This is a genomic window from Clostridium sardiniense (genome assembly GCF_050584765.1).
GTDB classification, from domain to species: Bacteria; Bacillota; Clostridia; order Clostridiales; family Clostridiaceae; genus Clostridium; species Clostridium sardiniense_A.
Genome location: NZ_JBNOOR010000001.1, coordinates 1,406,862 through 1,430,368, shown reverse-complemented (window position 1 = coordinate 1,430,368; position 23,507 = coordinate 1,406,862). Strand labels below are relative to the sequence as shown.

At 28.4% G+C, this 23,507-nt stretch carries 24 protein-coding genes; 23 read left to right on the top strand and 1 reads right to left on the bottom strand.

Annotation, left to right across the window (positions count from 1 at the left end):
* Positions 1-12: 12 nt before the first annotated feature.
* From rsmH to ACQPUW_RS06985, 19 genes are all read left to right on the top strand, one after another.
* Positions 13-945: a 16S rRNA (cytosine(1402)-N(4))-methyltransferase RsmH gene (rsmH, locus tag ACQPUW_RS07075; RefSeq protein WP_430836759.1), complete on the top strand. Its 933-nt coding sequence runs from the start codon at positions 13-15 to the stop codon at positions 943-945.
* Between the two features lie 43 nt (positions 946-988).
* Positions 989-1,444 carry a cell division protein FtsL gene (locus ACQPUW_RS07070; protein WP_430836758.1) on the top strand — a complete coding sequence of 152 codons (456 nt, stop codon included), beginning with the start codon at positions 989-991 and terminating at the stop codon, positions 1,442-1,444.
* Positions 1,445-1,528: 84 nt separating this feature from the next.
* Positions 1,529-3,742 carry a stage V sporulation protein D gene (locus ACQPUW_RS07065; protein ID WP_430836757.1) on the top strand — a complete coding sequence of 738 codons (2,214 nt, stop codon included), beginning with the start codon at positions 1,529-1,531 and terminating at the stop codon, positions 3,740-3,742.
* A gap of 105 nt (positions 3,743-3,847) precedes the next feature.
* Positions 3,848-5,302 carry a UDP-N-acetylmuramoyl-L-alanyl-D-glutamate--2,6-diaminopimelate ligase gene (locus ACQPUW_RS07060; protein ID WP_430836756.1) on the top strand — a complete coding sequence of 485 codons (1,455 nt, stop codon included), beginning with the start codon at positions 3,848-3,850 and terminating at the stop codon, positions 5,300-5,302.
* A gap of 11 nt (positions 5,303-5,313) precedes the next feature.
* Complete coding sequence (locus tag ACQPUW_RS07055; RefSeq protein WP_430836755.1) at positions 5,314-6,669, top strand: UDP-N-acetylmuramoyl-tripeptide--D-alanyl-D-alanine ligase; 1,356 nt, start codon at positions 5,314-5,316, stop codon at positions 6,667-6,669.
* Positions 6,670-6,715: 46 nt separating this feature from the next.
* Positions 6,716-7,690 (top strand): phospho-N-acetylmuramoyl-pentapeptide-transferase, encoded by a 975-nt coding sequence (mraY, locus tag ACQPUW_RS07050; protein WP_430836754.1) that lies wholly within the window; start codon positions 6,716-6,718, stop codon positions 7,688-7,690.
* A gap of 24 nt (positions 7,691-7,714) precedes the next feature.
* Complete coding sequence (gene spoVE / locus ACQPUW_RS07045; RefSeq protein ID WP_430836753.1) at positions 7,715-8,857, top strand: stage V sporulation protein E; 1,143 nt, start codon at positions 7,715-7,717, stop codon at positions 8,855-8,857.
* A gap of 121 nt (positions 8,858-8,978) precedes the next feature.
* Positions 8,979-9,788 carry a cell division protein FtsQ/DivIB gene (locus ACQPUW_RS07040; protein WP_430836752.1) on the top strand — a complete coding sequence of 270 codons (810 nt, stop codon included), beginning with the start codon at positions 8,979-8,981 and terminating at the stop codon, positions 9,786-9,788.
* 14 nt (positions 9,789-9,802) lie between these two features.
* Complete coding sequence (locus tag ACQPUW_RS07035) at positions 9,803-10,540, top strand: DUF881 domain-containing protein (protein ID WP_430836751.1); 738 nt, start codon at positions 9,803-9,805, stop codon at positions 10,538-10,540.
* Positions 10,540-10,881 (top strand): small basic family protein, encoded by a 342-nt coding sequence (locus tag ACQPUW_RS07030; RefSeq protein WP_430836750.1) that lies wholly within the window; start codon positions 10,540-10,542, stop codon positions 10,879-10,881. The genes ACQPUW_RS07035 and ACQPUW_RS07030 overlap by 1 nt, the downstream gene beginning before the upstream one ends.
* 11 nt (positions 10,882-10,892) lie before the next feature.
* Positions 10,893-11,627: a DUF881 domain-containing protein gene (locus ACQPUW_RS07025; RefSeq protein ID WP_430836749.1), complete on the top strand. Its 735-nt coding sequence runs from the start codon at positions 10,893-10,895 to the stop codon at positions 11,625-11,627.
* An 89-nt stretch (positions 11,628-11,716) separates the two neighbouring features.
* The gene (locus ACQPUW_RS07020) at positions 11,717-12,379 is read left to right on the top strand and encodes a YggS family pyridoxal phosphate-dependent enzyme (RefSeq protein ID WP_430836748.1); all 663 of its coding nucleotides are present in this window, start codon (positions 11,717-11,719) and stop codon (positions 12,377-12,379) included.
* A gap of 12 nt (positions 12,380-12,391) precedes the next feature.
* Positions 12,392-12,862, top strand: coding sequence for a cell division protein SepF (locus tag ACQPUW_RS07015; RefSeq protein ID WP_430836747.1), 471 nt, complete (start codon positions 12,392-12,394; stop codon positions 12,860-12,862).
* Positions 12,863-12,876: 14 nt separating this feature from the next.
* Positions 12,877-13,152 carry a YggT family protein gene (locus ACQPUW_RS07010; RefSeq protein WP_430836746.1) on the top strand — a complete coding sequence of 92 codons (276 nt, stop codon included), beginning with the start codon at positions 12,877-12,879 and terminating at the stop codon, positions 13,150-13,152.
* 1 nt (position 13,153) lies between these two features.
* Positions 13,154-13,921, top strand: coding sequence for an RNA-binding protein (locus ACQPUW_RS07005; RefSeq protein WP_430836745.1), 768 nt, complete (start codon positions 13,154-13,156; stop codon positions 13,919-13,921).
* Positions 13,922-13,937: 16 nt separating this feature from the next.
* A complete protein-coding gene (locus ACQPUW_RS07000; protein WP_430836744.1) occupies positions 13,938-14,540 on the top strand; it encodes a DivIVA domain-containing protein in 603 nt (200 codons plus the stop codon).
* Between the two features lie 111 nt (positions 14,541-14,651).
* Positions 14,652-15,569 (top strand): RluA family pseudouridine synthase, encoded by a 918-nt coding sequence (locus tag ACQPUW_RS06995; protein ID WP_430836743.1) that lies wholly within the window; start codon positions 14,652-14,654, stop codon positions 15,567-15,569.
* 19 nt (positions 15,570-15,588) lie between these two features.
* The gene (gene pyrR, locus ACQPUW_RS06990; RefSeq protein ID WP_430836742.1) at positions 15,589-16,131 is read left to right on the top strand and encodes a bifunctional pyr operon transcriptional regulator/uracil phosphoribosyltransferase PyrR; all 543 of its coding nucleotides are present in this window, start codon (positions 15,589-15,591) and stop codon (positions 16,129-16,131) included.
* 24 nt (positions 16,132-16,155) lie between these two features.
* Positions 16,156-17,319 carry a THUMP domain-containing class I SAM-dependent RNA methyltransferase gene (locus ACQPUW_RS06985; RefSeq protein ID WP_430836741.1) on the top strand — a complete coding sequence of 388 codons (1,164 nt, stop codon included), beginning with the start codon at positions 16,156-16,158 and terminating at the stop codon, positions 17,317-17,319.
* 33 nt (positions 17,320-17,352) lie between these two features.
* Here ACQPUW_RS06985 and ACQPUW_RS06980 read toward each other — a convergent pair whose 3' ends face one another.
* Positions 17,353-19,086, bottom strand: a complete 1,734-nt coding sequence (locus ACQPUW_RS06980; protein WP_430836740.1) for an Rqc2 family fibronectin-binding protein — start codon at positions 19,084-19,086, stop codon at positions 17,353-17,355.
* A gap of 96 nt (positions 19,087-19,182) precedes the next feature.
* Between ACQPUW_RS06980 and dapF the strand changes: the two genes are divergently transcribed.
* From dapF to ACQPUW_RS06960, 4 genes are all read left to right on the top strand, one after another.
* Positions 19,183-20,001 carry a diaminopimelate epimerase gene (dapF, locus tag ACQPUW_RS06975; RefSeq protein WP_430836739.1) on the top strand — a complete coding sequence of 273 codons (819 nt, stop codon included), beginning with the start codon at positions 19,183-19,185 and terminating at the stop codon, positions 19,999-20,001.
* 24 nt (positions 20,002-20,025) lie between these two features.
* Positions 20,026-21,036: a hypothetical protein gene (locus ACQPUW_RS06970; protein WP_430836738.1), complete on the top strand. Its 1,011-nt coding sequence runs from the start codon at positions 20,026-20,028 to the stop codon at positions 21,034-21,036.
* 83 nt (positions 21,037-21,119) lie between these two features.
* Positions 21,120-22,502, top strand: a complete 1,383-nt coding sequence (locus ACQPUW_RS06965; protein ID WP_430836737.1) for a GspE/PulE family protein — start codon at positions 21,120-21,122, stop codon at positions 22,500-22,502.
* On the top strand, positions 22,474-23,505 hold the full coding sequence (locus ACQPUW_RS06960) for a type II secretion system F family protein (protein WP_430836736.1): 1,032 nt from the start codon (positions 22,474-22,476) through the stop codon (positions 23,503-23,505). The genes ACQPUW_RS06965 and ACQPUW_RS06960 overlap by 29 nt, the downstream gene beginning before the upstream one ends.
* Positions 23,506-23,507 lie beyond the last annotated feature (2 nt).

Sequence of the window (23,507 nt, the reverse complement as noted above, 5' to 3'; positions counted from 1 at the left end):
GGAGAAAAAGATATGGAATTTAAACACGTTTCAGTACTTTTAAATGAATGTTTAGAAGGTTTAAACATAAAAGCAGATGGTAAATATGTAGATTGTACATTAGGTGGTGCAGGACATTCATCACAAATATTAAAAAGATTATCAACTGATGGTTTATTAATCGGAATAGATCAAGATAAAGATGCTTTAAAGGCAGCAGGAAAAAGATTAGAAGATTATGATAATAAAATATTAGTTCATAATAATTTTTATAACATAGGAGAAATTATTGATACATTGGATATTGGTAATGTGGATGGTATATTAATGGACCTTGGAGTTTCATCTTATCAATTAGATGAGGGTGAAAGAGGATTTAGTTATATGCAAGATGCTCCACTTGATATGAGAATGAATAGAGAGAATGATTTTTCAGCTTATGAAGTTATAAATAATTATAGTGAGCAAGAATTGTTTAAAGTAATAAAAGATTATGGAGAAGAGAGATTTGCGAAAAGAATTGCTTCTTTTATAGTTGAAAGAAGAGAAGAGAAGCCTATAGAAACTACTTTTGAATTAGTTGACATAATAAAAAGTGCAATACCTGCAAAGCTTAGAAGAGAAGGGCCACACCCTGCTAAGAGAACTTTTCAAGCTATAAGAATTGAAGTTAATGGAGAACTTAGAATATTAAATAAAGCTATTGAAGATGGTGTTAATAGATTAAATAAAGGTGGAAGAATGGCTATTATAACTTTCCACTCTTTAGAAGATAGAATAGTTAAATTGAAATTTAGAGATTTAGCAAATCCATGCACTTGTCCAAAAGAGTTTCCAATATGTATATGTGGTAAAGAACCATTGGTTAAATTAGTAAGTAGAAAAGCTATAGACCCATCAAAAGAGGAAGTTCTAGAGAATCCAAGAAGTAGAAGTGCTAAACTTAGAGTTATTGAGAGAATATAATTTTTTTATTATTATGTTATAAATATAAGGGGATGTGAATAAAGTGATAGTGAAGGAATATGATTATGTACGAGGAAATACAGCTGTAACTCCACAGAGAAAATATGATGACATAAAAAAGGATAAAAGATACAAAAATCTTGAAGATGATAAAAAAAGAAAAAATAAATTAATTAGGCAAGAAAAAATTAAAAAGAGAAATGCAGCATTACAAATAGCATTAGTTATTTTTGTTCTTGGGGTTATAACTATATGGAGAGATACCAAAGTTTATAACTTACAAACACAAGTTGGAAGTGTAAATGATGAAATTAAGGTAGTTACTTCAAATAATGAAGCTCTAAGAGTAGAATTATTAAAGCATGCTTCACTAATAAATATTGAATCTAATGCTAAGAATAAACTGAAAATGATTTCCCCAGTAGATGCTAAAAAGGTTGATATTGATTTATCAAAGGATTATCTTTCTGGATTAGGAAACAGAAATGAAGATAAGTAATTTTGAGTTATTAAAGTAATGGATGCACTTAATTAAATAAAGTGCATCCTAAGTGTTTTTAAGCAATTATACGGAGGAGTTAGTGTGAGGAAAAGAAGCTTTATAGATAGGGCATTATCTAGAAAGAGAATGAGATTAATTATTGGATTATTAATATTAATTTTAGCAGTTTTAGCAGTTAGATTATCTTACATAATGATTGTTAAGAGACAAGAATATGCAGCTAGGGCTGAAGAACAATGGACAAGCGAAGTTAAAATAGATGCTAGAAGAGGAAGGATATTAGACAGAAATGGTGAAGAACTTGCAGTTTCTGCCAATGTTTATAGAGTCGATTTTGACTTAAATTCTATAAGAGCATATCTTAAAGATGAAAGTAAGAAAAATAAAGATGATAAGAGCAATGAGGATATTGCACCTAAAATAGCAGAAGCTGTTGGAATGAAAGAAGAGGATGTTCTTAAGAAACTTAATACAAAACTTCCAAGTGGTGCTGATGCAGGTTCAGCTACATTGATTAGAAGAATAGAGAAAGAGCAAGCTGATAAAGTTAAAGATTTAAACATACGTGGAGTTATGGTATCACCAGATACAAAAAGATATTATCCAAATAAAAATTTTGCGGCACATCTTTTAGGAAGTACTAATATAGATGGTCAAGGATTAACTGGGGTTGAACTTCAATATAATGATCAATTATCAGGTATACCTGGTATGAGAATAGCAGAATTAGATAGTAAGAGTAATGATCTACCTTATACTATTTCAAAGTTTGTTCCACCAGTTGAAGGGAAAGATATAGTTTTAACAATAGATGAACATATTCAATTGTTTGCAGAAAAGGCAGCGGAACAAGCCCTTAAAGATAATAAGGCAAAAGCAGCATCAGTGCTTGTAACTGATCCAAAGACTGGAGAAATTCTAGCAATGGCAAATAAACCAGACTTTGATCCAAATGAGCCATTTAAAGGTGCAGATGAATTTTCAGGGAAAACTGAATATGATAAGGTTCAAAAGATGTGGAGAAATAGATTGGTAAATGATACCTTTGAACCAGGATCAATATTTAAGGTAATAACATCTATAGCTGCTATGGAAGAAAAAGTTGTAAAGCCAACTGATAATTTTGTATGTAATGGTTCTTTAACTTTTGGAAATAGAAAAATAAAATGCTGGAAAACTAGTGGTCATGGAACATTAACTTTCCCAGAAATAATACAAAACTCTTGTAATGTAGGGTTTATGGAGCTTGGACAAAAACTTGGAAAAGATAAGTTATATGAATATATAAATAAATTTGGATTTGGTAAAAAGAGTGGAATAGATTTACCAGGAGAAGCTCCAGGTATAATAAAAAATCCTAAAAACATCTCAGCTACTGACCTTGCAACAATTTCATTTGGACAAACTAATACAGTAAATTCAGTTCAATTTATGGCAGCTTTTAATGCAGTAGCAAACGGAGGAGAATTAATACAACCTCATGTTATGAAAGAAGTTACACATAAAGATGATTCAGGTGTTAGCGTAATAGATAATAAATTTGAACCAACAAAGAAGACAGTTGCAGATAAAGAAACTACAGCAGAACTTAGAACTTACTTAGAAAGAGTTGTTACCTCAGGATCTGCAAAGGGAACATTTATGGAAGGATATCATATTGGAGGTAAAACAGGTACTGCACAAAAAGTAAATCCTGAAAATGGTACTTATGAGCAAGGAAAATATATATCATCTTTCGTAGGAATGGCACCAGTTAGTGACCCAAAAGTAACAGTTATGATTACTATTGATGAACCAAACAATGGTGCATATTATGCAGGGGTTGTAACAAGCCCTGTTGCAAAAGTTTTATTTACAGATATATTTAATTATTTAGAAAGTGACTTCTCAAAAGAGAATGATTCTGCAATAATTAGAGATGCAATTATCCCAGAAGTTAGGGGAAAAAATATTGAAGAAGCTAAAAAGATTTTAAAAGAAGCAAATTTAGATTATAATATAGAAGGCAGTGGGCATACTGTAACAAGTATAAAGCCATATCCAGGCTATTCAGTAAAAGAAGGAACTAAAGTTACACTATATACTGAAGGTAATGATAATAATAAAGAGGCTATTATGATGCCTGATATTAGAGGATATTCTAAAGATGCAGCTGATAAACTTTTAAAGAGTCTCGGAATATCTGCTAAATTTGAAGGTGAAGGTAAAGTAACCGACCAAAGCGTACCAAGTGGAGAATTGATTAATAAAGGAACAAATGTTAAATTAACTTTGAACTCAGATTATAAAGATTAAATTCTTGATTGTTATAGCATGTAGGGAGGTCCTTACATGCTATTTTAAATAGTAAATGTAATTATAAATAAGTAAATTGCATATTATTTTAAAGGAGATGGTTAGATGAGATTATCTAAGCTATTAGAAGGACTAGATTATAAAATATTAAAGGGAGACTGTAATATTGATATTAATAATATTAATTATGACAGTAGAAAAATAGAAAATGGAGATGTTTTTGTTTGCATAAAGGGATTTGCAAGTGATGGACATAAATTTATAAATAGTGCTATAGAAAAAGGGGCTAAAGTTATTGTTTGTGAGGATGATATTAATATATCTCAGAATATAACAGTTATTAAATTTGCCGATACAAGAAAGGCTTTAGCTAAATTAGGTGCAAAATATTATGATAATCCTTGCGAAAAACTTAACATTATAGGAGTAACAGGAACAAATGGTAAGACAACAACTGCCTTTATGATAAAAGATATATTTGAGAGTATTGGTGAAAAAGTTGGACTTATAGGAACTATAGCAAACTACATAGGAAGTGAAAAGTTAGAAACTGAGAGAACAACTCCAGAATCATTAGAATTGCAAGGACTTTTTAGGGAAATGGTTGATAAGGGTGTTAAATATTGTATTATGGAAGTTTCTTCTCATTCCTTAGAATTAGATAGAGTTTACGGAGTAGATTTTAAAGTAGGTATATTTACAAATTTAACAAGAGATCATTTAGATTTTCATAAAACATTTGAAAATTATTATAAAGCAAAATATAAGTTATTCCAAAGAAGTGAAACTAGTATAATAAACATAGATGATAGTTATGGAGTTAGAATAACTGAAGATTTAAAGAAAGAAAATATAAATAACTTTAAAACATATAGTATGAGATCTTCTGGTAATATAGTTGCTAAAAATGAAATTCTAGAGAGCATGGATATAATTTTCGATGTAGAATTAAATGGAGAAAAAGAAAAGATTGTTCTTCCAATACCAGGTGAGTATAATATGTATAATGCATTAGGAGCAGTTGGCGCTTGTTATACTTTAGGAATAAGCTTAAAAGACATAAAAGAAGGGTTAAAGGATGTGGTTGTTCCAGGTAGATGTGAAAGAGCAGCTAGAAAATACAGTCTTCCATATGAAATAATAATTGATTATGCTCACTCACCAGATGGGCTTCAAAAAATATTAGAAACAGCTAGGGATTTTACTAAAGGAAGATTAATCTCTGTTTTTGGATGTGGAGGAGATAGAGATAAGGTTAAGAGACCTCAAATGGGTAAGATTGGAACAGATTTATCAGATATTGCAATAATTACTTCTGATAATCCAAGAAGTGAAGATCCAGAAAGTATAATAGAAGATATTTTAAATGGAATTGATAAAGAAAATTATATAAAAATTACAAATAGATACGATGGAATTTCAAAAGCTATGGATATAGCAAAAGATGGAGATGTGATTGTTATAGCTGGAAAGGGACATGAAACATATCAAATACTTAACACTGGAACAATACATTTTGATGAGAGAGAAGTTATAGAAGAAATATTAAAGAAAAACTAGAGGTGTGATTTATGGAACTTATATTTGAAGAATTACTTAAGTATTGTAATGGAAAAGTTATAGTTGATAATAATAATAAAAGTTTTAATACATTATCAACAGATACAAGAAACATAAAAGATGGAAATGTATTTCTGTCCTTAAAGGGTGAAAACTTTAATGGAAATAAATACATTAAAGAAGCATTTAACAAAGGTGCCACAATTGCAATCGTGGATGAAGTTTTATTTGATGAAAATGATATAGAAGGTGTTGTAATTAAAGTTGAAGATGGAAAAAAAGCACTTTTAAATATCGCAAAAGGATATAGAGAGAAACTTGGATTGAAAGTTGTTGGAATAACAGGTTCTACAGGAAAAACTTCTACTAAAGATTTAGTAAGTGCATTTTTAAGTGGTAAGTATAAGGTATTTAAAACAAAAGGTAATTTTAATAATGAAATAGGATTGCCACTTATGGTGTTACAATTAGATAGTAGCATTGATGTTGCTGTTCTTGAAATGGGAATGAGTGATTTTAATGAAATTCACAATCTTGCAGATTGTGCAAGACCTGATATTGCAATGATTACAAATATAGGAGTATCTCATATAGAAAACTTAAAGACAAGAGATAATATTTTAAAAGCTAAAATGGAGATAACAGATTTCTTTAATGAAAATAATATTCTTATTTTAAATGAAGAGGATGATATGCTTCAAAAGGTTCATGATAAAGAGTATGAAATAGTAAAAACTGGATATAATGAAGGTTATAATTATTATGCAAACAATATTGAATTAACAAGAGAAACAACTTCCTTTGATTTAAACTTTAAAGGAGAATCACATAGAATCACATTGCCTATGGTAGGAGCTCATAACGTATTAAATGCTCTACTTGGTATAGCAGCGTCATTTAAGCTTGGATTAACAGTAGATGATATTATAAATGGACTTAAGAATATAGAAGCTACATCAATGAGATTAGAATTCATAGATGGTGATGGAATTGAAATAATAAACGATTGTTATAATGCAAGTCCGGATTCTATGAAAGCAGCTCTTGATGTACTAAGTAGTAGAGACGGAAGAAAAATAGCTATCTTAGGAACTATGAGAGAACTTGGTGATGAGGCATCTAGCTGTCATAGAGAAGTTGCAGAATATGCAAATGATAAAGTTGATATGCTTATATCTTGTGGAGAATTTATAAGCGATTTCAAAGAAGGCTTTGAAAAAGAGGAAATAAAATTATATAATACAAAGGTAAATCTAATAAACGACTTAAATTCAATCATTAAATCTCAGGATGTTATTTTAGTTAAAGCATCAAGGGGAGAAAAATTCGAAGAAATAGTCGAAGCATTAAAAAATATAAAACAATAACGAAGGAGGTGAACTGCTAAGGTAGTAATAACCTTGGCGGTGAAAAATGGGGGATTTTTTTAGTAGTTTTATTAATCCAGTCACGCTTTTAGCATTAGGATTAGGTTTTCTTATATCTATAATACTTGGACCTATATTTATTCCTATGCTACACAAATTTAAATTTGGTCAAAATATTAGGGAGGAAGGCCCAGAGAGTCACTTTAAAAAAGCAGGTACTCCAACAATGGGAGGAATTATATTTATAATATCAGTTACTGTTGTAATGATAGTTATGAGATATAGTATATCTGATGAAGGAATGATAGTATTATATTCAATGATCGCTTTTGGTTTCATAGGATTCTTAGATGATATGCTTAAGATCATACATAAGAATAACTTAGGATTAAGAGCATGGCAAAAGATGCTATTATTACTTTTATTCTCAGTAGCTATGGCTTATTATGCTTACACAGTACTTGGAACTGAAATTATGGTTCCATTCTTAGGAATGCAAATAAATTTAGGTATATTATATATTCCTTTTGTAATAATCTATTATGCAGCAGCAACAAATGCTGTAAATCTTACAGATGGATTAGATGGTTTAGCTTCAACAGTAACTGTTATAGTCTTAATATTCTTTAGTGTTGTTGCATTTAATCAAGGTAATTATCAAATATCAGTATTTGCATTAGCACTAATTGGTGCGCTTTTAGGATTCTTAAGATATAATGCCTATCCTGCAAAAATATTTATGGGAGATACAGGGTCATTAGCTTTAGGTGGAGCAGTAGCAAGTATTGCTTTATTATTAAAGAATCCAGTTATTTTAGTAATTGTTGGTGGTATATATGTATTTGAAACTTTATCAGTAATAATACAAGTAATTTCATTTAAAACAACTGGTAAGAGAGTGTTTAAGATGGCGCCAGTTCACCATCATTTTGAACAATTAGGATGGTCAGAAGTAAAGGTTGTTACAGTATTTTCAATTATTACTATTATCCTTTGTATTATAGGAGCTATTTCACTTTAGTATTATATAGTGGAGGAAATTTATATGAAGAAAAGAAAACCCAAGGGAAAGAGAATGGGTGAGATTGATTATGGTATATTTTGTACTATAATGTTATTACTTGCTGTTGGGGTTGTAATGGTATATTCAGCAAGTTCATATTATGCTATGTTCCATTATAATGACAGTATGCATTATTTAAAAAGACAAGTAATATGGAGCATTTTAGGAGTAGGAGCTATGCTGTTTATGATGGCATTGGATTATCATAAGCTTAAGAGGTATACTCTTATTGCCCTTATAGTAACAGTACCTTTATTACTTTTAGTTTTTGCTTTCGAAGGAGTAAATGGTGCACAAAGATGGATTCAACTTGGACCATTTTCATTCCAACCATCTGAACTTGCAAAATATGTTGTAGTTTTATATCTCGCAATGTTTCTTGAGAAAAGAGGAGACGGTGTAAGGGACTTTAAAAAAGGAGTAATCCCTTGTTTCTTTGTTGCAGGTATATTTGCAGCTTTAGTTTTAGCAGAAAAGAATCTTAGTATAGCATCAGTAATAATGATAGTTACATTTATAATGGTATTTGCGGCTGGTGCAAGAAATGTTCATATGTTTGGTGTTGTTGCGCCAACTTTAGTAGTTGCAGCTTTGGGATTTGCGTTAGGGGAACCTTATAGAAGAGCAAGAATGCTTAACTTCACAAATCCTTGGAAAGATCCAGCTGGTAATGGATATCAATTAATTCAATCATTTTATGCACTTGGTGCTGGAGGTATAACAGGACTTGGACTTGGGCAATCAAGGCAAAAGATGCTTTATATGCCAGAGCCTCATAATGACTTTATATTTTCCATTATTGGGGAAGAGCTTGGCTTGATTGGATGTCTTATAATAATGGGGTTATTTGTTATTTTTGTTTGGAGAGGAATACGAGTTGCTATGAAAGCTAAGGATACTTATGGAAGTCTTTTAGCTATAGGTATAACTTCTGTTATAGCTGTTCAATCAATTATAAATATAGCAGTTGTAACAGGTTCAATGCCGGTTACTGGAGTTCCATTACCTTTTATAAGTTATGGAGGTACATCCCTTGTAATTAATCTGATAGCTATGGGTATACTTATTAATATTTCTAGACAAACAGAAGGTAAAGAACCAATTAAAAAAGCAAAACAACAGTAAAAATGAACTTAGTAGGAGTGTATACCTGCTAAGTTCTTATTTTTATGAGAATATAAACAACAATTAATTCCTTATTAAGAATTTTTTAATGAAAAATCATTGTAACAGTGTTATTATATTAATGTATGTAAATAAAATAGTAAGGATAGGTTTAGAATGTAACATGGGAGCAAATGGAAATAAATATATAAAGAAAGCCAAAAGAAAAAGACTTATAAAAAAAAGTATATTTATAATTATATTACTTTCAATAGCTGGTAGTTTAATAGTAACTAAATCAAATCTCTTTTTAATTAAAAGTGTAAAAGTTAGTGGAGAAAATTTAGTTACAAAAGATTTAATAGATGAAAAATTACAATCTATTAAAGGAGAAAACATATTTTTTATTAAGAGTAGTGAAGTAGAGAAGGTTTTAAAGTCAGATCCATATGTAAATGGTGTTACCTTAAAAAGACATTTTCCATCAACATTAGAAGTGGATGTTAAAGAAAAAAATGTAGGTTACTATGTTAAATATGGCGATGAATATGATGTTATAAGCTCAGATTTAGTGCTATTAGAAAAAGTAAATAAACTTAAAGGTGATGGATTGATTGAAATCAAAGGCCTTAAATCAGAGGGACGTAAAATTGGAGAAAAATATGTAGATACTAAAGATGATAAAAGGTTAGAGAACTTTTTAGAAACTCTTTATGAAATAAAAAATGCGAATACAACAAAAAACAAAATAACTATGGTTGATGTAACTAATATTAATGATATCATTGTATATTTTAATAATGATGTTAAAGTTAAAGTTGGAAATGGTAATGATTTGATAAAAAAGATAAATACTGCTTTAAATATATTAGAAGATAAAAAGCTTGATTTTAAAAAGGGATATATAGATTTAAGCTTTGAGGGTACTCCAGTAATTAAAGAGGAAAAATAGAGGAGGTCATATAAATGAAGAAATCCACTTCGCAGATTTCTATTGCAATTGTGTGTGCACTGTTAGGTTTTCTCCTGGCATATCAATTTAAATTATTAAACAAAAATAATGAAAGTAATATAGAGAGTTACAATAAAAGTGATGTTATTGCAGAACTTGATAGTTTAAAGAAAGAAAAAGAAGGGTTACAAAACAAAAATAATTCTTTAAACGAGGAACTTAAGAAATTAGAAGAGGCAGCTTCAAAAGAAGGTAATGTTGGTAAAGAAATAAAAAATCAATTAGATTCAGCTAGAATGCATTTGGGGCTAGTTGATGTAAAGGGGCCTGGAGTAACTATTAAAATAACTCCAAAGACTTCAATATTTGGATCAAGTAATGATGATATTGGAAGAGGTATTACTGAAGAAGAGTTAATACATATAATTAATCTGCTTTGGTATTCAAAGGCAGAAGCTATTTCAATTAATGGATATAGAATAACTCCTCAGACAGGAATAAAGAATTCAAGCAACTATATATGGATTGGAACAGCCGGAAAAGTTAGTCCTAAAGAACCAATTATTATAAAAGCAATTGGAGATAAAGCAAGATTGAATGTTGGATTGAATTTTCCAGGTTCATTAGATTTCGGAGCACTTCAAAATTACAATTGTGAAGTTGAGCAAAGTGATAATCTAGTTATAGATAAAACTACTCAAACAATTAAAAGTGATTACTTAAAGCCGGTTGAGAAAAAGGAGGAGAAATAATGGTACCTTTTATAGGATTATTGATAGGGGTAATATTTGGGTTTGTATTTGATGTTAATATTCCTGATAAACTTTCCCCATATATGTCTGTTGCAATACTTGCTTGTTTAGATTCAGTTTTTGGTGCTATTAGAGCAAATTTATCAAAAAACTTTCAACCAGATATATTTATATCAGGATTTTTTGGAAATGCATTATTAGCAGCAGGATTAGCTTACCTTGGTGATAAACTTGGTATACCAATATATATAGCTGCTGTAATAGTATTTGGAGGACGGATATTCGACAACTTTGCAATAATAAGAAGACTAATTTTAGAAAAGATTAAGTCACGCCAGTAAGAGGTGAATATATGAAAAAAACTAGTGGTGGATTAATAGTATTTTTTGCATCTATTTTTGTAGGTTTATTGATAGCTTTTAATATGAATTTTGGGCAAATTATAGAAAGGTCCACTCAACTTAGTGCAAAAGAATATCAAGATGCTATTAATGAAAAGAGTGATTTATATAAAGAGATAGCAAACTTAAAAAAAAGAAATGAAGATACACAAGAAACGATAAATAAATACAAATATGATGATAAAAAGCAAGATAAAATTTTAGATAGTATGAAGGCACAATTAAAAGATTATGGTATGATAACTGGACTTACAGAAGTTCAAGGACCAGGAATTTTACTTAAAATAAATGATGGTAATATAAACTTAAATGAAGATAATGAGTTTGAGACTAAATCTAAAATATTTCATGATAATGATATGGCATTAGTATTAAATGATTTAAGAAAGGCTGGTGCTGAAGCAATAAGCATTAATAATCATAGGGTAATCCCAAGTTCAGGTGTGATATGTAATTGGGCATTTATTGGTTTTGAAGATGATTCAACAGAATATGCACCATTTTATATTTATGCAATTGGAGATCCAGATGCACTTGAAACAGCATTATTAGAAGAAGGAACTCATATAAGAGAGCTTATGGTTAGGCAATTATCAGTTGAAATAGAAAAAAAGGATAATATATTGATGCCAGCAGCTCCAAAATTAGGTTCTACAGAGTATATGAAGGAATATATAGAAAAATAATAAAAAATACGAAAAATTTAGAGGAAAATGCAAACTAATGAAGAATAATAATATTAAGAGTGAAAACTCTTTATTTTTAGGAGGCTTTTATGAGTATAAGTGAAAATATAAAAAATATAGAAAACATTTTACCTAATGGTGTTAAGCTTTTAGCTGTATCTAAAACTAGAAGTCTAGAAGAGATGGAAGAAGCTTATGATTATGGGTTAAGAGATTTTGCAGAAAATAAAGTACAAGAACTTATTCATAAGGAAGAGAGTTTTCATAAAGATGTTAAATGGCACCTAATAGGAAAATTACAGACAAATAAAGTTAAGTATATAGTAGGTAAAGTTCACTTAATTCATTCTCTTTCAAGTATAAAGCTTTTAGATAAAATTGAAGAACTTTATGGAAGAGAAGATCTTACAGCTAATACATTAATTCAAATTAATATAGGTAGAGAAGAGAGTAAAAGTGGAGTTTTACTAGAAGATTTAGATGAAATAATTGAAAAAATAGAAACATGTAAACATGTAAAGGTTAAGGGGATAATGGTTATTATTCCAAAAGGAGATGAAGAAAGTAATAGAAATTACTTTAAAGAAACACATAATATTTTCTTGAATTTAAAAGAAAGAAAATTTAAGAATATTGATATGGAAATATTATCTATGGGAATGACAAATGACTATAAGATAGCCATAGAAGAAGGATCAAATATGATTCGTGTAGGAACAGGAATCTTTGGAGAAAGAAATTATAATATTTAGGAGGAAGAAGATATGGCAAATATGATATCAAAAATGAAAAATATTCTAGGATTTGGAGATTTTGATGAGGACTTTGAGGATGATGAATTTGAAGAAGGATTTGAAGAAACAGCAGATGAAAATATGGCAATAGATGAAAGTATAGAGCCTGTTATATCTGGAAAAAGATCAAATAAGGTTGTAAATATTCATACTTCAGCTTCAGCTAAAGTTTTAATAACTAAGCCAACTGCTTATGAAGAAGCAATGGAAATATGTGATGCAGTTAGAAATAGAAGAATTGTTGTTGTAAATACAACTAATCTTGATATAAGAACAGCTCAAAGATTATTAGACTTTATTGGAGGCTCATGTTATGCATTACATGGAGATATTCAAGAAGTGGAAAAGAGAGTATATCTTTTATCACCATCAAATGTAGAAGTAACTAGTGAATTAAAGAGTGAATTAACTTCAAAAGCTTTATTTAACTGGTCAAAATAACAGGAGGATATTAGATGGAAGGTATTATAGCTAATTTTATTAGCTCACTTTTTCGTATAATTGAACTTGCTATTATATTAGAATGTATTTTATCGTGGGTTATTGTAGATAGAAATAATGGAATTATGGGAATATTGACAAGCTTTACTGAACCTATTTTAAGACCTTTTAGGTTTATTCAAAGTAAATTGCTTGGAAATGTTCCTATAGATGTTTCACCTATATTCGCAATTATAGTATTGGATTTATTGAAACCAATCATAATTAGTTTTGTACTTGGAATACTTTAATATGAATAAAGAAATTATACTTAAAAGGTTTTTAAATGAAGAAAAAAATAGTGCAATTAATTTATATGAAAAAATGATGTTATCCTATGAAAGAAATATTCCTATGTTTGGAAATAGTTTTTATCCTCCAAACATATGGAAGTTTTTTGAGGAGGAAATAAATATAAAAGGTTTAAAAGTAGAAAGTTTTGGAGCTTTTAAAGAATCAGAACGAAGAATGATATCTTTTAATAATATTTATGACACTAAGTTTCCAATTAGGGTTTTAGAAATAAAAAACTCATCTAAATTTACTAAAGTAACTCATAGAAATTATTTGGGGAGTATTTTATCTCTAGGAATAGAGAGAGAAAAAATAGGAGATTTAATAGTAAAGGAAGATATATGTTATGTAGCTGTTTATGAAGAAATTGCAGACTATATATTAATGAATCTTAAAAGCATTGGGAAAACCCCATGTAAGATTACTGAATTATTTGAAGATATTGAAGAAATAACTCATGAATTTAAAGAGGAGACAATTCTTATTTCCTCCATTAGAATAGATTCAATTGTTGCTAAGCTCACTAATAAATCTAGAGGATTAGCACAAAAAATGATAGATGAAGGATTAGTACTGATAAACTATAATATAAATAGAGAAAAGAGTTTTGAAGTTGAAAAAGACGATAGAATAACTATAAGAAAATATGGTAAATATATCATAGGGGATTGTACAGGCCGCAGTAAGAGTGGTAAATATAAAATTAATATAAAAAAATATACATAGTAGAGGTGTGAAAATAATGAAATTGACTCCAATGGATATAAACAATAAGGAATTTAAAAGAGGTCTTAGGGGATATAATCCAGATGAAGTAGATGAATTCTTAGATGAAGTCGTAGATAATTATGAGGAATTATATAAGGAAAATGCAAAGTTAAAAGAGAAATTAGATGTCTTAGGAGAGCAAGTTGGTCACTATGCAAAAATAGAAACAACAATACAAAATACTTTAGTTCTTGCACAAAATGCAGCAGATCAAGCAAAAGAAACTTCTCAAAAGGAAGCAGAACTTATAGTTAAAAATGCTAATGAAACTGCTCAAAGAATTGTAGATAAAGCTCATAGTGATGTAATACAAATAAATGATGAATTTGATAGAGTAAAACAAGAATTTATAAAATTTAGAGCTAAGTTTAGAAACTTCATAAATACACAATTAGAAACATTTGATGATTTAGAAAAAGATATAAATAAAAACTATTCAATTGGAACTCCGGTGGATGAAGAGATAGGAATTAAAGAGATTGCATATGCACAAGAGGATATGCAACCTGTAAATGAAGAAGTTTCAACTAATGAATTAGATGAAATTAAAAGTTTCTTTGCAAATAAAGAAGAGTAGTAGTATCAGCATTACAAATGTAATGCTGATTTTTTAATATATACTTTCAGTTGAGTTAATTAAAGCAATATATTATAATTGTTAAGTAATAAATGTTTAGGAGACTTAAAAATGGATGAAATTATATATGTCATAGATAGTGAAAATAAAGGTATAAGAATTGATAAATTTCTTTCAAGTGAGTTTGAAGGAAAATCAAGAAGCTTTATTCAAGGATTAATTGAAAATGAAAGCGTATTAGTTAATAATAAAAAGACTAAAAGTAATTATAAACTAAGAGAAAACGATGAAATTAAAATAAACATGCCAGAGCCAACAGAGTTAGAAGTAGAAGCAGAAGATATCCCTATAGAGGTAATATATGAAGATAAGGATATTATAGTTGTAAATAAGCCTAAAGGAATGGTAGTACATCCAGCACCAGGAAATTATACAGGAACTCTTGTTAATGCACTTCTTTATCATTGCACTGATTTATCTAGTATAAATGGTGTTATAAGACCTGGAATAGTACATAGAATTGATAAAGATACTACAGGTATTTTAGTTGTTGCTAAAAATGATGAGGCACATAATAAATTATCTGATCAATTAAAAGAACATACTATGAAAAGAGAATATTATGCATTAGTTGAAGGTAGAATAAAACAAGATAATGGTACTGTAGATAAGCCTCTTGCAAGATCAAAGAGAGATAGATTAAAGATAGCTATAACTCCAGATGGTAAGCGTGCTGTAACACATTATGAAGTCTTAGAAAGGTTTAAAAATTCTAGTTTAATAAAATGTGTATTAGAAACTGGAAGAACTCATCAAATTAGGGTTCATATGGCTTCTATTGGTTATCCGTTAGTTGGAGATCCAACTTATGGTTTTAAAAAAGGAAAATTTAAAAATGAAGGTCAGATGTTACATGCTAAAACTTTAGGTTTTATACATCCTAGCAGTGGAGAATATGTGGAATTTACATCAGAGCTTCCTGACAATTATAAAAAATTACTAGAAAATCTAAGAAAAGATAATATATAAATTAAAAAGGAGGATAATAATGAAATTAAAGGCCAATCTTTTAGATGATAAAGCAATAAAAAGAAGTTTAATAAGGATTTCTCATGAGATTATTGAAAAGAATAAGGGTGTAGAAGATATCGTACTTATAGGAATAAAGAGAAGAGGATATCCAATTGCAGAGAGAATATCAAAGCAGATTTCAGCTATTGAAGGAGTTAATATTCCAGTTGGATCAGTAGATATCACTTTATATAGGGATGATTTAACTGAGGATAACGATATGCCAGAGATTAAAAGCTTAGATTTAGGAATAGACATAACAAATAAAAAGATAATATTAGTTGATGATGTTTTATATACATGCAGAACTGTTAGGGCTGCTATAGATGCAATAATAGATGTTGGAAGGCCAACAGTTATACAGCTTGCAGTATTAATTGATAGAGGACATAAAGAACTTCCTATAAGAGCGGATTATGTAGGAAAGAATATACCAACATCAAAAGAAGAGGTTGTTGGAGTTAAGATAGAAGAGATCGATGGAGAAGATTCAGTAAAGATATACGAAAATGAAGTTTAGTTTAAACTTAAAGGAGATAAATAGATGGAATACAAATTAATTGCAACAACTACCTTTGGAATAGAAGGAGTAACTGTAAAAGAGTTAAAAGCTTTAGGATATGAAGACTTAAGTACAGAAAATGGAAAGGTTCACTTTAGTGGAGATGAAATGGATATAGCAATTGCAAATATCCATTTAAGAACAGCAGATAGAGTTTTTATAAATATGGCAGAATTTGAAGCAAGAAGCTTTGAAGAACTATTTCAAGGAACTAAGAATGTAAAATGGAGTGATATAATACCTAAAGATGGTGTTATGCATGTGGTTGGAAAGTCAATAAAATCAACTCTTTATAGTGTTCCAGATTGTCAATCAATAGTAAAAAAAGCTGTAGTCACTCAAATGAGCGAAGCATATGGAATAGATCAATTTAGTGAAGATGGACCGGTATATAAAATAGAAGTTGGTATATTAAAAGATAAGGTTACTCTTACAATTGATACATCAGGAGTAGGTCTTCATAAAAGAGGATATAGAGAACATGCGGGGGCAGCACCGCTTAAAGAAACATTAGCTGCATCAATGGTTCTTTTATCAAGATGGAAAGAAGATTATTTACTAATTGATCCATTCTGTGGTTCAGGAACAATTCTTATTGAAGCTTGTATGATAATGCAAAATATAGCACCTGGGCTTAATAGAGAGTTTGTATCAGAAAAATGGCCGACAATGCCATCAGATATATATGATCAAGTCAGAGAAGGTGCAAGAAGAGCTATAAAAGATAAAGACTTAAAATTATTAGGTTATGATATTGACCATAGAGTTTTAAGAACTGCAAAAGAAAATGCTAAGAAAGCTGGAGTTGACAAGTATATAGAATTCCAAGAAAGAGATTTTAGAGATTTTTCAAATAAACATAAATATGGATTTATAATATCAAATCCACCTTATGGTGAAAGATTAAGTGATGAAAGAGAAGTTAGAGAATTATATGGAATATTTGGCGGATATAAAAAGAAGTATTCAGACTGGGAATTTAATATATTAACATCTTACGAAGATTTTGAAAAAGCATTTAAAATAAAATCATCAAAGAACAGAAAATTATATAATGGTAAATTAAAATGTTATTATTATCAATATTTTGATAATAAACTTATAAAAAATGCAGGAGATACTGTAGTACAGTGTCTTATGGATTAATAAAAAGCTCGCATATTTTCATGCGAGCTTTTTTTATATTTCTTTTAAATTTAAATTTGTAAACTCCTTTGGTTCTGTATACATCGTATAGTTAGTATGATATATAACCATACCAGGTTTAGCACCATTTGGTTTCTTTAAATTTTTAACTAATGTATAATCAACAGGCACCTTTGAAGATGTTTTTGCCTTACTATAGAAGGCTGCAAGTACAGATGCTTCTTCCAAAGTTTTATCTGGTACATCATTTGAACATATTATTACGTGAGAGCCAGGAATATCCTTAGTGTGCATCCACATAAAATTCTTATTTGCAAATTTTAAACTTAAGTAATCATTTTGTAAATTATTTTTACCAACATATATATCTACTCCATCAGATGACACGAAATGAAGAGGCTTGGATTTGCTTTTCTTTTTCTTAGAGGATTTTTTAAATTTTAAATAACCAGTTTCCATTAATTCATTTTTTATTTCTTCAATTTCATCATAAGAATCAGCATTAATAATGTTTGTAAGTACTGAATTTAAATATTTAAGTTCATCATCATTCTTTTCAAGTTGAATATGAGCTTCTTCTTCAGCTTTTTTTAATTTATTATATTTTTTATAATATATTTGAACGTTTTCTGAAGGAGTTTTATTTGGATTTAGTTTAATTTCTATATCAGGTGAATTCTCATCATAGAAGTTTTGTAAAATAACAGATTTATCTCCTTTTTTGAAACTATATATAAATGAAGTTAATAAATCACCTTTCATTTTAAAATCTTCTTTAGATTTGCAATCTTCCAATGTATCATCTAAAATTCTTTTTTTCTTATTACATCTTTCTATATTAGTATGAATAAGTTTTTGAAGATCTTGAGATCTATTATGGAGCCTTTCTTGCTTATCTTTTTTATAGTAGAATTCATCTAACATAACAGATGGATCTGAATAATTAATAGCGTTAAAATTATCTTTAAGTGATAAAAAATTTAATGCATGGAAATCTTTGAAAATTCCGTTATTATCAACATATATATTAAATGATGGATAATTTTTTATATTGTTAAATAAATTTGTAACAAATTTGTATAACCTTTCTGTATCCTTTACGCTATAATTATAGTTAGAAAGATTGAAATATAATTCTTTAGATAAGACTTTACTAACTCCAGTAAAATTTTTAAAGAAGAAATCTTCATTTACATCATAAGAACAAGTTTCTAATGCATTAATGAACTCTTCTTTAGAAAAATTAAAAGGATTTAATTTATTGGATTTAGGAGGATAAACATAAGTCACTCCAGGATATAAAACCCTATAAGTATTAATATCAGGAGTTATGTGCTTAATAGATTCCATAACCTTTAAATCTCTTTCACGAACAAGAGTTATATTTGAATGTCTTCCCATTATTTCGATAATTAATAAATACTTACTATCAAATCCAAGCTCATCTCTAGAAGATACATGGATTGTTGTAACTCTATCACCATCTTTTTGAGTGATGTCAGTTATTAGACCTCCAACTAGGTATTTTCTAAGAACCATTAAATATAATGGAGCTTGAAGAGGATTTTCTTTTTGTGTATTAGTTATGTGTAATCTTGAAAATTGTGAAGAGGCTGAAATTAGAAGCTTAATATTAGTTCTATATTTTCTTAATTGAAGAATTATTTCATCCTTTTCAGGTTGGTTTATTTTATCTATTTTAGAATCTATAATTGATTCTTTTAAATTAGTTAATAAACTATTTAAAAATATGCCATCTAGTGCCAAAGGTATCATCCTTTCTTTTGTATAATTTAAAGATAGTATAACACTAAATTAAGGTAATAATCAATTTAATATATAAGTACTTTAGGAGGAGCAATTATGAAATTTACAAAGATGCAGGGAATAGGAAATGATTTTATTTTTATAGAGGATTTAGATAATAAGTTTTTAGATAATGAAACTGAAATTGCGAAAAAACTTTGTAATAGACATTTTGGAATTGGAGCTGACGGATTAATTATTGTAAGAAATTCTACTATAGCTGATATGAAAATGACTATTATAAATAGTGATGGATCAAGAGCTAATATGTGTGGTAATGCAATAAGATGTTTTGGAAGATACATTTATGATAAAGGATATGTTAAAGATATAAAATTTACAGTAGAAACTGGAGATGGAATTAAAGGTATAACTTTAATTTTAGAAAAGGATAAAATAACTGGTGCTAAAGTTTATATGGGTGTGCCTTCATTTGATGGAAAAGACATTCCTTTAAGTAATAAAAAAGAACTTATAAATGAAGTGACAAATATAAATAATAAAGATTATAAGTTAACATCTGTATTAGTTGGGGTACCTCATACTATTGTAATAAAAGAAGATAAGGCATATGATGTTAATGAAGGAAAATCTATAGAGAAATTTAAGTATTTTAATGAAGGGACTAATGTAAACTTTGTTGAAGTTATAAATAGAGATCATATAAAGGTGGAAACATGGGAGAGAGGTGCTGGTGTAACCCTTGCATGTGGAACAGGTACCTGTGCATCAGCAGTTGTTGCTCATAAATTCAATTTAATTAATAAAAAAGTATTAGCAAGTCTTCCAGGTGGAGAATTAATTATAGAAGTTGAGGAAGATGGAGTATATATGACAGGTAATGCTGAATATATTTGCATAGGGGAAACTTTATAAAATATAATTAAAAGAGGGAATAGAATGAATGTTATTAAAAAAAGACCAATATATATATTAATTCTTTTAGGTTTTTCATTTATTCTAACTGCATGTGGTCAAAAAAAAGTGCAAAATAATGAGCTTACAAGTAATAACGTAGAAGCAATAAAAGTACAAAACGGGGCAGTGTTATTAGAAGAAAACGGAAAATACAATACTTTAAATTTAATTGATGGTAAATACAGTAATTTAAAAAATAAAGATATTGTAATTGAATACAATAAAGAGAGCGGAACTTATATTTTTATGAGAGACGGCAAGCATTACATTTATTATAAAGGTAAAGAAAAAGAAATTACTGATTCAAATTATAATTTCATAAAAATATCTCCAGATGGAAACTATGTTTCATATATGGTTTATGATAATGGATATAATTTGAAAGTGTTATCTTTAAAAGATAATAAAGAAATTAAGATAAATTCAAAAGTAGCGATATCAGGAGAATTTTATGATTTTATAGATAAAGATAATATTGTTTATTATGGAGTGTCTAGTGACAATACGAATGGAGTATTCACATTTAATTTAAAAACAGGTAAGGAAGAACTTTTATATAAACTAGATAGTGGATATGCTGAATTTTTAAAAGGTGGAAATAATGAAGTAATAATACTTCAGCAAACAGCAGATAATAAAAGGGTTTTAAAGAAAATTAGCAAAGAAAACAAAAAAGTGGAAGAAATTTCAAATAAGTTTGAGGATGTTAAAGATATTGTAGATGTGTCAGGTACTTACTATGTTTTAGGAACTGCAATTAATGATGCACCATCAGTGTATAAAATTAATAAAGGAAACGTTGAAAGATTGGTATATTCTTTTCCAAGTAGTATTGATTTAAAAAAAGGGTTATCTGTTGATTCGAATGGAAATGTATTATTTATAGGCTCTAATAGCAATGAAAATAATCAAGAAGTATTTTCATATAAAGATGAAAGTGTTTCAGTTATAAGCAGTAAAGAAGGAAAATATGATTTTATAAAGATTAATTAAAGTTTTGATAATATTATCAAAACTTTTTTTGTTGCAAAAGATTAAATATACATAAATTGGAAATAATAAAATTGAGGTGAAAAATGAAAGAATTAATTAGAAAATCCAATCTAGACTGCGTATATAAAATTAAAAAAGATAAAATGAATGAATTCAAGATAATACCATTATATGAGAATGATGATAAGGTTTTTGTAGCAACTTATGAAGAAAATGATGAAGGAAAAAATTTTATTGAATTTCTGTTTGGAAAAGAAGCTAAATTTATAAATGTAGATAAAAATAAATTTAGTAAGCTTATTTCTTCAATAAGACCTGATATAGGAGAAGATATAGAAGAGAAAATAATTTATAAAGTAATAACTCAAAATGGAAGTGATGTTCATTTTGAACCATCAAAAGATTTTGTAATTATAAGAGCGAGAATAGATGGAATATTAATAATTATAGGAAAATTGAGGATTAGTGATTATAATCAAATACTTTCAAGAGTCAAGCTAAATGGAAATATGGATATAGCTGAAAAAAGGAAACCTCAAGATGGAAAAATTTTAATAAATAATAGTTTAGGCACTTTTGATTGCAGAATATCGACTGTACCAGTAATTTATGGAGAGAAAATGGTAATAAGAATACTGTATCAAGAAAAATTAGATTATAGCATAGCGGGATTAAAACTACTTGATTCTCAATTAGAAAGCTTGAAGAAAATCGTAAATATAAAAAATGGGATGGTAATAATAAGTGGACCTACAGGAAGCGGAAAAAGTAGTACATTATATTCTATTATATCAAACATTAAAGAAAAAGATATAAATATAACAACAATAGAAGATCCAGTAGAGTGTAATATTGAAGGAATAAATCAGATTAATATCAATAGGAAAATTAATTTAGGTTTTGCAGAGGGACTAAGGAGCACATTAAGGCAAGATCCAGATATTATAATGGTTGGTGAAATAAGAGATGAAGAAACGGCTAATATGGCTATAAGAGCTTCTATTACGGGGCATAAAGTATATTCTACAATTCACACTAAATCTAGTAGAGAGGTATTTTTAAGACTTGAAGATATGAATGTTAAAAATTATTTAATAAAAGACTCACTTGTAGGATTAATATCTCAAAGATTAATAGGGTGTCTTTGTAGTAATTGCAAAAAAGTTTGCAAAGAAATATTTAATGGCAAAGAATATTTCTTTTATGAAGAAAGTGGATGTGAGGAATGTAATTTTACTGGAATTAAAGGAAGAAGATTAGTTTGTGCTGTTCACTTTATAGATGATGATATTAAAAAACGTTTAAAAAATATATATTTAGATATAGAATTACTTTCTAATAAGCAAATGTATGAAGTATGTAAAACTATGCTTTTTGATGGGATTATAAGCTATAGGCAATATAAAAAATTTATTGAAGGAGAAGACTTAATAAAATATGAAGGATGTAAAGAAATACTCTTATAGGGATATAAGTATTATATGTGAAAATTTAGGTGCTTTATATAATAATGGTCTTCAAATAACTAGATCTATAGAATTATTAGAAGATTTTCCCCTTAGAAAAGATTATAAACTATCTATAAAAAAGATATCATATGAAATAAAGAAGGGTTCTAGTTTAGAACAAGGATTCGCTACCTTTAAATCATTATATCCATCATTTTTGCTTGGTATGATTTCTATTGGAGAAAAGACTGGAAGGCTAAGTGATGTTTTTAGAGAGATGAGTATCTACTATAAAAGAAAGGATGCAATGAAAAAAGAAATAATAAATGCATCTATATATCCGATGTTTTTAATAGGTGCAATGGTTTTTATAAGTATATTCTTCATACTTTTTATAATTCCACAATTAGAGGAGGTATATCTATCAGTAGGTTCAGAATTACCTTATTTGACTAAGGTTTTATTAAACACTTCTAAATGGGTAAATAATTCACCTATAATTGCTTTTTCTTTTATAGCTATATGGGGAGTATTAGTTCCAATTATAGTTATTAAGCCATATTTTAAAAGAATAATTGAATTTATAATAAATAGAATAAACATATTAAAAGAAATAAGAGAATATGAAATGATATTGCTTATAAAAGTTATTATTTCAAGTGGGATTAATATATCATTAGCCTTAAAATATTGTGAAGAGGAAAATGGTAGGAATAAATTATATAAAGAACTAAATGATAGAATTCTTAAAGGTGATGAATTATCTAAAGCTATTAATGAGGTAATTAATATTTCAAAGTATGCTATTGCAATAATTAAATTAGGTGAAGAAAGTGGATCATTAGATGAAAGATTGGAAGATTTAACGGAGACATTAAGTAAAAGATGTAACGAGAGATTTAAAAAAATTGCATCACTACTTCAGCCTACTGTAATAATATTAATGGCATTTTTGGTGGTATTTTTCCTAGGGGTATTTGTATTACCGATGTTTGATGGAATGTATGGGGGCATAGCTTAAAT